This is a genomic window from Streptomyces sp. NBC_00271 (assembly GCF_036178845.1).
GTDB lineage: Bacteria > Actinomycetota > Actinomycetes > Streptomycetales > Streptomycetaceae > Streptomyces.
In genome coordinates this window covers 1,860,257-1,873,176 of sequence record NZ_CP108070.1, presented here as the reverse complement: position 1 = coordinate 1,873,176, position 12,920 = coordinate 1,860,257, and the positions used below count along the sequence as shown (strand labels likewise).

Annotated in this window: 16 protein-coding genes and 2 pseudogenes; 5 read left to right on the top strand and 13 right to left on the bottom strand. The window is 69.4% G+C overall.

Features of this window, described 5'->3' with window-relative positions; translation table 11 throughout:
• Positions 1-60: 60 nt before the first annotated feature.
• A pseudogene (locus OG798_RS08965) lies at positions 61-1,596 on the bottom strand (Tn3 family transposase); the annotation flags it as partial.
• Positions 1,597-1,598: 2 nt separating this feature from the next.
• Here OG798_RS08965 and OG798_RS08960 point away from each other — a divergent pair.
• Positions 1,599-2,162, top strand: a complete 564-nt coding sequence (locus OG798_RS08960; RefSeq protein WP_328756753.1) for a hypothetical protein — start codon at positions 1,599-1,601, stop codon at positions 2,160-2,162.
• Positions 2,163-2,212: 50 nt separating this feature from the next.
• On the opposite strand, the gene OG798_RS08955 is transcribed toward OG798_RS08960, so the two are convergent.
• The 5 genes from OG798_RS08955 to OG798_RS08935 form a co-directional block, all read right to left on the bottom strand.
• Positions 2,213-2,371 carry a hypothetical protein gene (locus OG798_RS08955; RefSeq protein ID WP_183127482.1) on the bottom strand — a complete coding sequence of 53 codons (159 nt, stop codon included), beginning with the start codon at positions 2,369-2,371 and terminating at the stop codon, positions 2,213-2,215.
• A gap of 85 nt (positions 2,372-2,456) precedes the next feature.
• Positions 2,457-2,861, bottom strand: coding sequence for an NUDIX domain-containing protein (locus OG798_RS08950; RefSeq protein ID WP_121417137.1), 405 nt, complete (start codon positions 2,859-2,861; stop codon positions 2,457-2,459).
• Positions 2,862-2,863: 2 nt separating this feature from the next.
• Positions 2,864-3,283 carry a hypothetical protein gene (locus tag OG798_RS08945; RefSeq protein ID WP_328756752.1) on the bottom strand — a complete coding sequence of 140 codons (420 nt, stop codon included), beginning with the start codon at positions 3,281-3,283 and terminating at the stop codon, positions 2,864-2,866.
• Between the two features lie 34 nt (positions 3,284-3,317).
• Positions 3,318-3,860 (bottom strand): transposase, encoded by a 543-nt coding sequence (locus OG798_RS08940; RefSeq protein WP_220788917.1) that lies wholly within the window; start codon positions 3,858-3,860, stop codon positions 3,318-3,320.
• A 29-nt stretch (positions 3,861-3,889) separates the two neighbouring features.
• The gene (locus tag OG798_RS08935; protein WP_328756751.1) at positions 3,890-4,273 is read right to left on the bottom strand and encodes an MMPL family transporter; all 384 of its coding nucleotides are present in this window, start codon (positions 4,271-4,273) and stop codon (positions 3,890-3,892) included.
• Here OG798_RS08935 and OG798_RS08930 point away from each other — a divergent pair.
• Positions 4,272-4,550 carry a hypothetical protein gene (locus OG798_RS08930; protein WP_121417140.1) on the top strand — a complete coding sequence of 93 codons (279 nt, stop codon included), beginning with the start codon at positions 4,272-4,274 and terminating at the stop codon, positions 4,548-4,550. The two genes, OG798_RS08935 and OG798_RS08930, sit on opposite strands and share 2 nt — an antisense overlap.
• Positions 4,551-4,641: 91 nt before the next feature.
• Positions 4,642-5,106, top strand: a complete 465-nt coding sequence (locus OG798_RS08925; protein WP_328756750.1) for an HIT family protein — start codon at positions 4,642-4,644, stop codon at positions 5,104-5,106.
• A gap of 12 nt (positions 5,107-5,118) precedes the next feature.
• Here the strand turns inward: OG798_RS08925 and OG798_RS08920 are convergent, their stop codons facing one another.
• Positions 5,119-6,312, bottom strand: a complete 1,194-nt coding sequence (locus OG798_RS08920) for an acyl-CoA dehydrogenase family protein (RefSeq protein ID WP_435864117.1) — start codon at positions 6,310-6,312, stop codon at positions 5,119-5,121.
• A gap of 54 nt (positions 6,313-6,366) precedes the next feature.
• Here OG798_RS08920 and OG798_RS08915 point away from each other — a divergent pair, with 54 nt between their 5' ends.
• Positions 6,367-7,533 carry a CaiB/BaiF CoA transferase family protein gene (locus OG798_RS08915; RefSeq protein ID WP_267060896.1) on the top strand — a complete coding sequence of 389 codons (1,167 nt, stop codon included), beginning with the start codon at positions 6,367-6,369 and terminating at the stop codon, positions 7,531-7,533.
• Here the strand turns inward: OG798_RS08915 and OG798_RS08910 are convergent.
• Positions 7,508-8,080, bottom strand: coding sequence for a TetR/AcrR family transcriptional regulator (locus OG798_RS08910; protein WP_054232974.1), 573 nt, complete (start codon positions 8,078-8,080; stop codon positions 7,508-7,510). The two genes, OG798_RS08915 and OG798_RS08910, sit on opposite strands and share 26 nt — an antisense overlap.
• A gap of 43 nt (positions 8,081-8,123) precedes the next feature.
• A complete protein-coding gene (locus tag OG798_RS08905) occupies positions 8,124-8,243 on the bottom strand; it encodes an SDR family oxidoreductase (RefSeq protein ID WP_328760005.1) in 120 nt (39 codons plus the stop codon).
• Between the two features lie 75 nt (positions 8,244-8,318).
• Here OG798_RS08905 and OG798_RS08900 point away from each other — a divergent pair.
• Positions 8,319-8,852 (top strand): annotated as a pseudogene (locus tag OG798_RS08900) (aldehyde dehydrogenase family protein); the annotation flags it as partial.
• 63 nt (positions 8,853-8,915) lie between these two features.
• Here OG798_RS08900 and OG798_RS08895 read toward each other — a convergent pair.
• Genes OG798_RS08895 through OG798_RS08880 form a run of 4 tightly spaced genes read right to left on the bottom strand, consistent with a single transcriptional unit; the run spans position 8,916 to position 12,838 of the window.
• Positions 8,916-9,818: a sugar phosphate isomerase/epimerase family protein gene (locus OG798_RS08895; RefSeq protein ID WP_060899598.1), complete on the bottom strand. Its 903-nt coding sequence runs from the start codon at positions 9,816-9,818 to the stop codon at positions 8,916-8,918.
• 1 nt (position 9,819) lies between these two features.
• Positions 9,820-10,734 (bottom strand): ATP-binding cassette domain-containing protein, encoded by a 915-nt coding sequence (locus OG798_RS08890; RefSeq protein ID WP_095858301.1) that lies wholly within the window; start codon positions 10,732-10,734, stop codon positions 9,820-9,822.
• 8 nt (positions 10,735-10,742) lie between these two features.
• On the bottom strand, positions 10,743-11,819 hold the full coding sequence (locus tag OG798_RS08885; protein WP_095856386.1) for an ABC transporter permease: 1,077 nt from the start codon (positions 11,817-11,819) through the stop codon (positions 10,743-10,745).
• Entirely contained in the window at positions 11,819-12,838 is a 1,020-nt protein-coding gene (locus tag OG798_RS08880) for a sugar ABC transporter substrate-binding protein (RefSeq protein WP_095856387.1), read from the bottom strand. Before OG798_RS08880 ends, OG798_RS08885 begins: the two co-directional genes overlap by 1 nt.
• Positions 12,839-12,920 lie beyond the last annotated feature (82 nt).

The window sequence follows — 12,920 nt, the reverse complement described above, 5'->3', positions numbered from 1 at the left end:
ACACCGAAACCCGTGAGAGTTCTTGAGTCTCAGCACCAACGCACCCGTAGCCGGATCGACTTACCGGTCGTCGTCGGCGTCCGGATCCCGCAGGGGCCGCAGGCCCCCGGGCAGCTCCGGCAACTGGAACGAGTACCGGCCCAGCATGTTGACGTGGTGTCGCACGAACGGCGAGAGGCGGGCCACGTCCTCGTCGCGGACATCGAAGCCGTCGGCCCAGAGCTGGGTGATGGCGGCATCCATGTAGCGGGTGTTGAACAGCACCAGGGCGTTGAGGACGAGGCCGAGGGCGCCGATCTGGTCCTCAATGCCGTCCTGGTAGCGCTGGTAGAGCTGCCCGGCCCGGCCGTGGAAGATCTTCCGGGCGAGCGCGTGGCGGCCCTCCTGGAGGTTGGCCTGCACCTTGATCTTCCGCCGGTAGGCCGGTTCGTCGGCCAGGCGCAGGATGTGCAGGGTCTTGGCGATCCGTCCGTAGTGCGCGATCGCGTCGCCCAGCGGGGTGGGCCGCCCGTCGCGCGAGAGCATCCGGATCACGTCGTACGCGCGCACGGCCCCGGTGTGGATGGAGCCGATGATCCGCAGGATGTCCTCCCAGTGCCGCTCGATGCGGACGATGTCGACCCGGCCGCGGGCCGCGTCCTGGAACGCGCCGTAGTCCGCCGTGCGGTCAATGCGCCACATCTTTTGGTCCGGCAGGTCGGCCAGCTGCGGTGCGTAGGTGAACCCCGCCAAGGTCAGGAGTCCGAAGACGATGTCGGAGTACGAGGCGGTATCGGTCACGATCATGTCGGGGCGTTTGCCGCCGTCACGGTCGTAGAGGACGTCCAGCACGTACAGCGAGTCGCGCGGAGTGCCGGCCACCACCTTCCCGCCGAGTCCGGCCGCCTGGTCATTGATCATGTTGAGCCAGGTGGCACCGCCCCGGCGCCCCAAGTACTTCGGGTTCGGCCGTGCATAGACCGAGGGCACCGGCACTACGAACCGCATCCCGTCCACGGAGGCGACCAGCCCGCCACCCCACGCACTGGCGAGCGGGATCGCCGCCTGGGTGTCGATCAGTGTGGCGTTCGCGGCCCGGTAGGTCGCCAGCCGCAGATACGTCTGGTCGACGTGGGACAACCGCCCGTACTTCAGCGCGTCGACGCCGCTGATCACGGGGGTGTAGCCGATGTTGCAGCCATGGGCCACCAGGAGCGCCGCGATGGTGACGGGCAGGTCCTTGAGCCGGGCCTCGCCGCCGGTGACCGAGGTGAACGCCTGGTCGGCGCCGGTCCAGGAGAACACCTCCAGCAACACCTCCGGCAGGTCGACGCGGGGCAGCATCGCGTTCACTGCCGCCCGCAGGTCAAGCAGGGAGGCCGGTTCGGGCTCCGGATCCAGGGCGGCGAAGTGCAGGCTGCCGCCATCGTCGAAAGAGATCTGCGCATTGTCAGGCAGACGGCCCGAAACCTCCCGGTAGGTACCGTCCAACAGCGCGGCCCGCGCCGCCAGGTGTTCACCCGCCCCCTCGGGCAGGCCCAGGGACGCAAGGACGGTGGGCTTGACCTGCTCCCACGCCTCACCGGACAGCAATTTCGCCCTGGGGTCACCCCACTTCCATGCTCATTGGCCAGCTGTCCGCGTTCGGCGCCGACCTCGCCACCATCCGCGCCAACACCCAGCGGTACGGCGGTGAGCGCCCGGGCGAGCCGGCCCCGGCGGTGGAGCAGTCGCCCGTCGAGGATCACGAAGAGGGCAAGGAAGACAAGCATCCGAAGCTGCTCCTCGCCGCAGCCGGCATCTCCGCGGCCGAGCTACGAGTCCACCGCGACACCTGGCCGTTCCTCGTCGAACACGCAGGCCAAGACCGGCACTTCCACATTCCCGGCGGCGTCGAGGAGAAAGACGGCATCGTCAAGGTGCAGGTGTCCGGGCCGTCCCTCGTCGCCGCGCTCACCAGCCTTCGAGCCGTTCACGAAGCCGACGGCGCTGACCCGGGTACGGCGGCCATCGCCCAGCACGTGTACGGGCGCATCGCCAAAACCGTGAAGGCCGTCGCAAAGGACCCCCACAGCGGCACCGGCGGCAATCCCGTGGCCATCGTCATCGACGACCGGATCAAATCGACTGGCGAGCAGGCCGGCAGCAACAGCGACGACCAGCGGCCGACCGACGAGGACTGACAGAACGGCGCCCCTGCTCCTGCTGGAGTTGGGGGCGCCTCGGCGTGTAGCTATCCCTCCGGGAGCTCCGCCCACACCGTTGCCGCGATCAGATCCACCCCGTCCTGTGGCAGGCCTGGCTTCACCGCAACGACCACCCGCGCGCCATCCGGCAGCGTCGCCTCCCGCATCTCCGTACCCAACGGGCCCGGCGTCGGCTCCTCCGGCATGACGGCTCCTCTCGATCGGCTCTCAGACGGCTAACTGTGAACATCGCCGACGCGAAACGCGGGCGGAAGAACAGCGTGTTCGCGTCTACTCGGGCAATACGTCGTCCAGGTAGGCCTGGACCGGCGCGAACAGCCCGCCCGGCACGAGCTCCGGGATCTCCCCAAGCCGCACCCAGCGAACTTCCGCCACCTCCCGCGGACTCGCCGCATGCGCCGTACCCGACAGGAGACGGCAGGCCACGTAGACCACCGGCCAGCCGGATCCCGGATGCACCCGCTCGCCCAGCAGCAGGACCGCCTCCACCGTCACGCCCGCCTCTTCCAGGGCCTCGCGTGCGGCAGCCTCGGCCGCGGACTCGCCGCCCTCGACCTTGCCAGAGGGGAACGTCCACAGCAGGGAACCCGCGGGGGTACTGCGGCGAATCAGCAGAACGCGGTTGGCGTGGACGATCACCGAGCCCGCGATCAATCTGCCTCCGTCTGCCGGCAACCTCAACTCCACCTCTGAAAACGGTCATTCACCGCATGCTGTCCAGTGCGCGCGGACAGCATGCCGCCATGAGCGACAGTGACGACAAGACGAAGATTCCGGCCAAAGTGTGGATCGGCGGAACACTCGGTGCCGCCCTCTTCATCGCCGTCCCCATCTGGGGGCCGTGGCTCGTCGAAGGCCACCACCTTCGCGACAAGGGCGAGCTCGTCTCCTCCGCCGGGATCATCATCACCGGACTCCGCACTGCCCTCATCGCTATCGTCGCCGGCGTCATCGCCGCAGCAGGCCTCCTGTACACGCACAAGAGCCACGAGCAGACCGTCAAGAAGGACCGCGAGCAAGCAGGGCTCACCCGCGAGGAGCAAGTCACCGGCCGCTACGTCGAGGCGGTCAAGCTCCTCGCCTCGGACAAGCTTCACGAACGCCTCGGCGGAATCTATGCCCTCGAACGCATCATGACGGACAGTGATCGCCGTCGTGGCGGTGGATGCTACGGAACCCGAGGCCCTGCACCAGCGGGTTGCGGACCTGGTCGGTCTTGTCTGGGATGGTGCATCGGATGCCACGTCTGCGCAGGTAGGCGCGGTTCTTGCGGGAGGCGTACGCCTTATCTGTGCGCACCCGCTTGGGAAGGGTTCGCGGTCTGCCCGGCCCCGGTCGGGGCACCCTGATGCGACCCGGGACGACCTCGAACTGAGGGGAGTCTCCGCGCTGCCCGGCGGTGATCACGATGGACATGGGCTTCTGTCCCTGCTCGACGGCCAGGTGCAGCTTGGTGGTCAGGCCGCCGCGTGAGCGCCCGAGGCCGTGGTCGTCGGGCTCGGTGGCGACGCCGCCGGGCGGCTCCTTCTGCAGCTCCCCTTTTTCCTCGCTCCGGCGGCGTGTTGGGATGAACAGCGCGAAGTCGATGCCCACCGCGAGGCCGATCATGACGGCGAGCATGGCGGAGGTCCCGGTCATCTCCACGAAGCGGGACACGAACTTGATGTCCAGCACGCCGATCGCCACCCCCAAGAGCGCGGTGATCAGCGACAGCCCGCCGCGACCAGCGAGCCGAGGGTGAGGGCCAGGACGGCGAAGGCGATCACGACACCCACGAGTTCCGCAGGACCGCCGACCTTGGTCGCCGCCTTCATGGCCGACCCGCCGTACTCCACCCGCAGTCCGGCGTCCCGGGCCTGGGCCATCGCGCGGGACAGGGCGTCCTTGGACTCCCGCGTCACATTGGCGGCGGCCTGGCGGAAGCGGACGTCGGCGTAGCCGATCCGCCGGTCCGCCGAGAGGTCCTTCGTCCTGAACGGATCGGTGACCTGCACGACGCCCGATATCCCGGCGGCCTTCGCCAGGCCGGCCTCGGCACTGGGCGCGGTGAGCGTACGGCCTGCGCAGGACGGAAGGAAGACGGACATGGCGTCACGCCTGTACGCGTTGGGGCGCTGGGCGGTCCGCCGCCGGGGCCGGTTCACGGCGGTCCGGTTGCTGCTGCTCGCCGTGGTCGGCGGCCTCGGGATCACCGTCCACGGCAAGGTGGCCTCGGACTTCACCGTGCCCGGGATCGAGTCTCAGCAGGCCCAGGACCTCCTCGAAGCCAAGTTCCCGGCCGCGGCCGGCGGTGTGATCCGCGTGGTGTACTCCGCCCCGGCGGCCCGCGGGTGCTCCTTCGGGCCGCAACGTTCTGCGTCCTAAGGCATAGTTGCCATCGAAGGTAAAATAACCATGGGCAGTAGCATGCGGCGGATGGGGGAGTGTGCGGGGTGGCCGTTCTACGATCCGGGGCATGACGACTCCCCCCTGCTACGCATGCGGCAAGGAAGCGCGGTTCGACGAACTTCCGGCGCGTGAACGCATCGCGTTCGACCAGTACTGGCGGGTGGCTCACAGCTTCAACACCGCGGTGCCCGGCTGGCTGGTGCTACTTCCGCGGCGGCACGTCACGGCCGTCCACGACCTCACCGACGTTGAGGCCGCGGCCCTGGGGGTGTGGCAGGTCGGGCTCTCCAGGGCGCTGCGCGGGGTGACGGGTTGCCTCAAGACCTACGTCGTCCAGTTCGCCGAGTCCGAGGGCTTCGCGCACGTGCACTTCCACATCGTGCCGCGCATGGCGGATCTGCCCGCCGCACACCGTGGGCCCGGCATCTTCGGGCTCCTGGACCGCCCGGAGGCGGAGGGGGTGACAGCGGAAGGCGCGGACCGTATGGCCCGCGCCCTACGAGCCCGGCTCCACGGGCTCCCGTACTTCTAGGGTCCGCAGCCCCTAGTTCTGGACCCGGAGGGTGCCCCGGTCGCTCTCCCGCAGCGCGCGACCGATGATCAGGCGCTGGATCTGGTTGGTGCCCTCGAAGATCTGCATGACCTTGGCCTCCCGCATATAGCGCTCGACCGGGAAGTCGCGGGTGTAACCGGCGCCTCCGAGGACCTGGACGGCGTCCGTGGTGACCTTCATGGCGTTGTCCGTGGCGATCAGCTTGGCGATGGACGCCTCGCAGGCGAACGGGAGCCCCTGGTCCTTGAGCCGGGCGGCGGCGAGCGTGGTGGCCCGGGAGGCCTGGACCGCCGCGGCCATGTCCGCGAGGACGAACGCCAGCCCCTGGTGTTCGATGATCGGGCGGCCGAAGGTCTCCCGTTCGCGCGAGTAGCGCAGCGCGTGGTCCAGCGCTCCCTGGGCCAGGCCCGTGGCCACGGCCGCGATGCCCAGTCGCCCGCAGTCGAGTCCGGCGAAGGCGATCTTGAGTCCCTGGCCCTCCTCGCCGATCCGGCGATCCGCCGGGACGCGCACGTCCTCCAGGCGGATGGTCGCGGTGGCCGACCCGGTCAGACCCATCTTGTGCTCGGGCGGATCGGCTATCAGGCCGGGGGTGTCGGCCGGGACGAGGAAGCAGGAGATCGCGCCCGAGCCCGCGTCGGACGTACGCGCCATGATCGTGTAGAAGTCCGCGTGCCCACCGTGCGTGGTCCACGCCTTGGCGCCGTTCAGGACGTAGTCGTCGCCGTCCCTGACGGCCCGGGTGCGCATCGCGGCGGGGTCGGAACCGGCGTGGGCCTCGGACAGGCAGTAGGCGCCGAGCAACTCGCCGCTGAGCATGTCGGGCAGCCACTCCTTGCGCTGCTTCTCGGTGCCGAAGGAGGCGAGGGCGAAGCAGGACAGCGCGTGCACCGAGACGCCGACCCCGACGCTGGCCCACACGGCGGCGATCTCCTCGACGACCTGGAGGTAGACCTCGTAGGGCTGGTCCCCACCGCCGTACTCCTCGGCGTAGGGCAGGCTCAGCAGGCCCGCCCGGCCGAGCGTGCGGAAGACCTCGCGGGGGAACTTCTCCTCGGCCTCCGCCTCGGCGACGCGGGGCGCGAGCTCCTTCTCGGCGAGCTCACGGGTCAGGCCGATCAGGTCGACTGCTTCCGGGGCGGGAAGCGTGCGGGTAGCAGGCATGGGATGTCCTCGGTCGCTCAGAAATTAATGATACGGCGAGCGATACAACAGTATCGTTTTTGGTACCGTGATGCCATGCAGTCCAGCGATGGATCCGCCGGTCCCCTCGCCGGCCTACGCGTCCTCGAACTCGCGGGACTCGGGCCGGCTCCGCACGCGGCCATGGTGCTGGCCGATCTCGGCGCCGACGTGGTGCGCGTCGAGCGGCCCTTTGGCCGGGCGCTGCGGTTCGGCCCGGAGGACGCGACCGACATCGTGCGACGCGGCCGCCGGTCGGTCTTCGCCGATCTCAAGGAGTCCGAGGGACGTGCGCTGGTACGGGCGCTGGCCGCCCGAGCCGATGTGCTGATCGAGGGCCTCCGGCCGGGCGTCGCCGAGCGCCTCGGCGTCGGCCCCGAGGACTGCGGCAGGGACAATCCGGGGCTCGTCTACGCACGCGTCACCGGCTGGGGTCAGGACGGCCCGCTCGCCCAGGATCCCGGGCACGACCTGAACTACATCGGTCTCACCGGGCTGCTCCACGCGATGGGCCGTGCCGGTGATCCGCCGCCCCCGCCGCTCAATCTGGTGGGAGATTTCGGGGGTGGGTCCATGCTCCTGGTCATCGGCGTCCTGGCCGCGCTCTGGGAGCGCTCACGCTCCGGGGCCGGGCAGGTCGTGGACTCCGCCATGGTCGACGGGACCGCCCTGCTGGGTCAGATGACGTACGCGCTGCGCGGCATGGGCGAGTGGTCGGACGAACGGAGCGCCAACCTCCTCGACGGGGCCGCCCCCTTCTACGACACCTACGAGTGCGGCGACGGCAAGTACGTGGCCGTCGCCGCACTCGAACCGCAGTTCTTCGCGGCGCTGCTGGAGGGACTGGGCATCGCCGGGGCCCACCTGTCCGCCCAGGGCGACCGCGGCGGCTGGCCCGCGCTGCGCGCCCGGTTCGCGCGGCGGTTCGCCTCCCGTACGCGCGACGAGTGGGCCGCGCACTTCGCCGGCACGGACGCGTGCGTCACCCCCGTGCTGACGTTCGCGGAGGCGGGAGCGCATCCGCACGTGGTGGCCCGGAGCACCCTCATCGAGGTCGACGGCATCCTCCAGGCCGCCCCCGCCCCGCGCTTCTCGCGCACGCCCAACCGGCGGCCCTCGGCCCCGGGTGCGCCGGGCGCGGACATCGAGTCGGTGCTGCGGGACTGGGGTGTCGGCTCACCGGCCGCCACCCCCGCGGTCAGGGCGAGACCGCGTGCACGATGAGCGACGCCAACTCGGCGTACGCCTCCGCGTCGGTCAGCCCCGTGCGCGCGGACACCTCGCCGCGCTGGATCTCCTGCATGGTGGCGGCGACGACCTCGCCCACGAAGGCCGCGTGGACGTCACGGAACGCGCCGGCGGCGACCCCGTCCGCGATCAGCTGTCTGATCCGGCCCGCGGCCAGGCGGGTGTTGGCCTCGTACACCTCGCGGGCCGGTTCGAATCCGGCCATGTCGTCGAGGAAGCGCCGGGACAGCGGCCTCAGCTGCTGGGCGACCGCGTTCAGGTAGACCACCACGCGTTCCGCGGGCGCGGAGGTGTCCGCCACCTGCTTCTCGATGGCCTCGGCCGCGCTCCGGAAGTAGTGCTTCACGGCCTCGCGGACCAACTCCTGCTTGCTTCCCGCCAGTTGGTACAACGTCGTCTTCGAGCAGCGCAGCCGCTCGGTCAGCTCGTCGAGCGTGAACGAGGCGAAACCTTCCGCCGCCAGCAGGGCGACCAGCCTTTCGAGCAGGTCGGTCTGGCGCGCTGTGCGACGTGTGGACGGCATGACCTCAGCGTAGCCGTTTCCCTTTACTCGGCAGGAGGTGCTGTCAGCGGGCGGTCCAGCCGCCGTCGACGACGACCGTCTGCCCAGTGACATAGCTTCCGGCGTCGCCGACGAGCCACAGGACCGCGCCGGCGATGTCGTCGGCGGTCCCCTCCTTGGGCAGCGGGGTGTTGCGGCGCAGGTACTCGGCGGCGCGCTCCCCCTCGTAGAGCGGGCCGGTGATCTCGCCCGGCAGACGGCGTCCGGGATCACCGTGGGCGACCCCCGGGGCGACTTGGTGATGGGGCCGGTGGTCTCGGGGGCCCAGTTCGAGAAGATCCAGGCGCTGATCCAGAAGGGCATCGACGAGGGCGCCACCCTGGTGGCCGGCGGCACGGGGCGTCCGGACGGCCTGGAGAAGGGCTACTACGTGAAGCCCACCGTCTTCGCCCGGGTCACCAACGACATGACCGTCGCCCGCGAGGAGATCTTCGGGCCGGTGGTGACGATCCTCGGCTACGACAGCGTCGACCACGCCGTCGAGATCGCGAACGACACGGAGTACGGCCTCGCCGGTTATGTGGCGGGCGCGGACCTGGAGAAGGCGCGTGCCGTGGCGCGTCGCATCCGGGCGGGACGGGTCGCGATCAACGACGCGTTCGACTTCGACTGCCCGTTCGGCGGGTACAAGAAGAGCGGCAACGGGCGGGAGTGGGGCGAGTTCGGCTTCCAGGAATACCTGGAGACCAAGGGCATTCTCGGCTACATGCCTGAGGCGGCCTCGTCGGGCTGACGAGGCCGCCTCACGGAGCGGACATCCCGGTGCCGGCTGATGCGGGCGAGGGTGTCGGACGGGTCAGGCGCCGCAGGAGCGCAGGAACTTGCGGGTGCGGACGGCGATCGGGAGCGGCTTGTCCGGCTCGCAGGGGTACATGTCCTGCTCGACGATGGCGAACAGGTCCACGCCCAGACGCTGGGCGGCCACCAGCACCGGTTCCAACTCCGGTACGCCGGACGGCGGTTCGCACATCACGCCGCGCTGCACGGCGGGACCGAACGGCACCTCGTTCTTGACGACGTCGGCGAGGATCGCCGGGTCGACCTGCTTGAGGTGCAGATAGCCGATGCGCTCGCCGTACGTCTCGATGAGCTTGACGCTGTCGCCGCCGCAGTAGGCGTAGTGCCCGGTGTCCAGACACAGGTTGACCAGGTCGGAGTCGGTGGAGTCGAGGAAGCGCTCGACGTGGTCCTCGGTGTCGATGTGCGTGTCCGCGTGCGGATGCACGACGATGTCGAGGCCGTACGTCTCCTTGACCTCGTGACCCAGCCGTTCCATGCCCTTGGTCAGGTGGGCCCACTGCTCGGCGGTCAGCTCCGGCGGCTCGATGATCTCGGCGGTCTTGTCGTCCCGCCAGAAGGAGGGGATGACCACCAGATGCTTCGCGCCCATGGCCTGGGTGAGCGCGGCGACCTCGCTGACGTGCTCCCAGGTGGCGTCCCAGACGGACGGTCCGCGGTGCAGCCCGGTGAAGACCGTACCGGCCGACACCTTCAGGTCGCGCTTGTCGATCTCGGCGGTCAGCCGGGCCGGGTCGCTCGGCAGATAGCCGTAGGGGCCGAGTTCGATCCAGGAGTAGCCCGCCTCGGACACCTCGTCCAGGAAGCGTTCCCAGGGCACCTGCTGGGGATCGTCGGGGAACCAGACACCCCAGGAGTCCGGCGCGGAGCCGACCCGGATGCGGTCCAGGGGAGCGGTCATGTCAGGAGGTCCCTTCGGGGGAGGCCGTCACGGGTGCTTTGAGGTCCTCCGCTTCGGGGAGTTCGTCGACGTCGACGCCGCGGACCTGGGCCAGTTCGTGCTTGAGCGCGGCGAGTTCGGCGCCGCCGGCCATGTGGTTGGTCAGCTCTTCCAGGCTGACCTCGCTGCGGGCGGCGCTGAGTTCCATGGTGCCCAGGCGCAGCACGCTGAAGTGGTCGCCGACCATGTACGCGTGGTGCGGGTTGTGGGTAATGAAGATGACGCCGAGGCCGCGGTCGCGGGCGGCGGCGATGTACTTGAGCACCACGCCGGACTGCTTGACGCCGAGGGCGGCGGTCGGCTCGTCGAGGATCAGCACGCGGGCGCCGAAGTAGACGGCGCGGGCGATGGCCACCGACTGGCGCTGGCCGCCGGAGAGGGTGCCGATGGGCTGGTCGAGATCGTCCAGAACGATGCCCATGTTGCGCAGTTCCTCGTCCGCGGTCTTCTTCATGCGGTCGATGTCGAGACGCTGGACGGGCCAGGGGCCCTTGGTCATCTCGGAGCCGAGGAAGAAGTTGCGCCAGACCGGCATGAGGGGGACGGTGGCGAGATCCTGGTAGACGGTGGCGATGCCCTTGTCGAGGGCCTCGCGCGGGGTGGAGAAGCGCACCGGGGCGCCGTCGACGAGGAATTCGCCCTCGGTGTGCTGGTGCAGGCCGGAGATGATCTTGATGAGGGTGGATTTGCCGGCGCCGTTGTCGCCGAGGACGCAGGTCACCTGGCCGGGGTGGACGGCGAGGGAGACTCCGTGCAGGGCACGGATGTTGCCGTAGGCCTTCCCGGCGCTGCGCAGTTCGACGATCGGGGCGGTGCCGTCCTCGGGCGGAGCGTCCGGGAGGATGGCGCCGGCGGGTCCGGATCCGTTGGTTGTCATGGGTCGGTTCACCTCCGGGTCGCCGCGCGGCGGACCCACAGATTGATGAGCGTGGCGCCGAGCAGCATCACGCCGAGGAAGGCCTTGAACCAGTCGGGGTTCCAACCGGCGTACACGATGCCCTGGTTGACCATGCCGAACATGAAGGCGCCGAAGACCGGTCCGATCGCGGAGCCGTAGCCGCCGGTGAGCAGACAGCCGCCGATCACCGCCGCGGCGATGTAGATCAGTTCCTGGCCGACGCCCTCGCCGGACTGCACGGTGTTGAAGGAGAACAGCTGGTGCATGCCGATGAACCAGGCGCCGAAGCCGACCATCATGAAGAGCGTGATCTTGGTGAAGGTGACCGGTACGCCGACCGCGCGGGCGCTGTCCTGGTTTCCGCCGACGGCGAAGATCCAGTTGCCGTACTTGGTGCGCAGCAGGACCCAGGTGGCGATGGCCGCGAAGACCAGCCACCACACGATGGTGATCTTCACCTGGACGCCGCCGACGTCGAAGGAGGAGGCGAAGACCTTCTTGGCCTGGTCGAAGCCGTCCATGGTGCTGATGTCGTCGGTCGCCACGTTCCCGGTGATCAGCTTGGTCACCGCGAGGTTGACGCCTTGGAGGATCAGGAACGTACCGAGAGTGACCAGGAAGCTTGGTAGCCCGGTGCGGACCATCATCCAGCCGTTGAACGCGCCGACCGCCAGCGAGACGATGAGCGCGACGATCACGCCCACCCAGACGTTCATGGTCAGTTGGTAGCTGATCATGCTCGCGGTGAGCGCCGAGGTGATCACGGCGACACCGGCCGACAGGTCGAACTCGCCGCCGATCATCAGCAGGGCCACGGGCAGTGCCATGATCCCGATCGTCGACGACTGGTAGAGGACGGTCGCCATCGAACTGCCGGAGCGCACCGACGGCGCCGCGATCAGGAAGAAGACGAACACCGCCACGGCGCCGAGGAAGACGCCGACCTCGGGCCGGGCGAGCAGCCGCAGTGTCAGGGAGCGCTGCGCGGTCCGCCCGTCGGTCTCCTTGGGGCCGGGGGCCGGCGGTGTGGTCACCGCCGGCTCAGCCTGCTGGGCCATGCGCATCACCGGGTGCCCTTCGCGGCGAACTGGGCGACGGCGTCGACGTTGGACTTGTCGACGAAGGCCGGGCCGGTCAGGATCGGCTGCTCACCGCCGCCGCTGTAGTTGCCGTTCGTCTTGTAGAGCCACAGCGAGTCGACGGCCAAGTAGCCCTGGAGGTAGGGCTGCTGGTCGACCGCGAACTGGATCGTGCCCTTGCTGATGGCGCCGGTCAGGTCCTTGTTCAGGTCGAACGTGGCGATCTTCGCCTTGCTGCCGGCGTCGCCCACCGACTGCACCGCGGTGAGGGCGTACGGGGCGCCGAGGGTGACGACGTAGTCGATGGCGCTGTCCTGCTTGAGCTTGGCGGTGATCGTCGACTTCACGGACGGCATGTCGGTGCCGTTGACGTAGAGGGTCTCCGTCTTGCCGCTGAAGGTCTTCTTCACTCCGTCGCAGCGCTGGGTGAGTCCGATGTTGCCCTGCTCCTGGATCACACAGACGGCCTTCTTCGCGCCTTCCGAGTTCAGCCTCTTGCCCAGCGCCTCACCCGCCACCGTCTCGTCCTGGCCGAAGAACTCCATCAGGCCCAGCTTCTGCCAGTCGCTGACGCCCGAGTTGAGGCCGACCACGGGGATCTTGGCAGACGTCGCCTTGCTCACGACGTCCTTCATGGCGTCCGGCTTGGCCAGGGTGATCGCGATGCCGTCGACCTTCTGGTCGATGGCGTTCTGGACCAGGTTGGCCTGGCTGCCCGCGTTCGGGTCGGCGGAGTAGATCAGCTTGACGTTGTCCTTGGCCGCGGCGGCCTCGGCGCCCTTGCGGACGATGTCCCAGAACGTGTCGCCGGGTGCCTGGTGGGTGACCAGCGCGACCGTCATGCGGGGCGTGCTGGCCTTGCCGGCCGACACCGCCGCCCCGCTCTCCTCCGCCTTCTTTCCGCCGGAGCTGCTGGAACAGCCGGCTATCAGCAGCACGGACGCTGCCGCGGTCGCGACGAGGGGGGCGATTCTGCGGGTACGGGGGTGAAACGTGCGGTCCATCTTTCCAGCACCTCACTGTGCGACAGGGGAAAGGGAACGGGACGGCGCCGGGGCGCTGGGCCCGTGCGGAGCTCGGACAGGA

What these genes read in the sequence shown, in the direction of transcription:
- OG798_RS08890 (WP_095858301.1), bottom strand. Translation starts at nt 10,734, where the DNA reads ATGACAACCAACGGATCCGGACCCGCCGGCGCCATCCTCCCGGACGCT.
- OG798_RS08885 (WP_095856386.1), bottom strand. Translation starts at nt 11,819, where the DNA reads ATGCGCATGGCCCAGCAGGCTGAGCCGGCGGTGACCACACCGCCGGCC.
- OG798_RS08935 (WP_328756751.1), bottom strand. Translation starts at nt 4,273, where the DNA reads ATGTCCGTCTTCCTTCCGTCCTGCGCAGGCCGTACGCTCACCGCGCCC.
- OG798_RS08930 (WP_121417140.1), top strand. Translation starts at nt 4,272, where the DNA reads ATGGCGTCACGCCTGTACGCGTTGGGGCGCTGGGCGGTCCGCCGCCGG.
- OG798_RS08960 (WP_328756753.1), top strand. Translation starts at nt 1,599, where the DNA reads ATGCTCATTGGCCAGCTGTCCGCGTTCGGCGCCGACCTCGCCACCATC.
- OG798_RS08925 (WP_328756750.1), top strand. Translation starts at nt 4,642, where the DNA reads ATGACGACTCCCCCCTGCTACGCATGCGGCAAGGAAGCGCGGTTCGAC.
- OG798_RS08910 (WP_054232974.1), bottom strand. Translation starts at nt 8,080, where the DNA reads ATGCCGTCCACACGTCGCACAGCGCGCCAGACCGACCTGCTCGAAAGG.
- OG798_RS08955 (WP_183127482.1), bottom strand. Translation starts at nt 2,371, where the DNA reads ATGCCGGAGGAGCCGACGCCGGGCCCGTTGGGTACGGAGATGCGGGAG.
- OG798_RS08915 (WP_267060896.1), top strand. Translation starts at nt 6,367, where the DNA reads ATGCAGTCCAGCGATGGATCCGCCGGTCCCCTCGCCGGCCTACGCGTC.
- OG798_RS08895 (WP_060899598.1), bottom strand. Translation starts at nt 9,818, where the DNA reads ATGACCGCTCCCCTGGACCGCATCCGGGTCGGCTCCGCGCCGGACTCC.
- OG798_RS08880 (WP_095856387.1), bottom strand. Translation starts at nt 12,838, where the DNA reads ATGGACCGCACGTTTCACCCCCGTACCCGCAGAATCGCCCCCCTCGTC.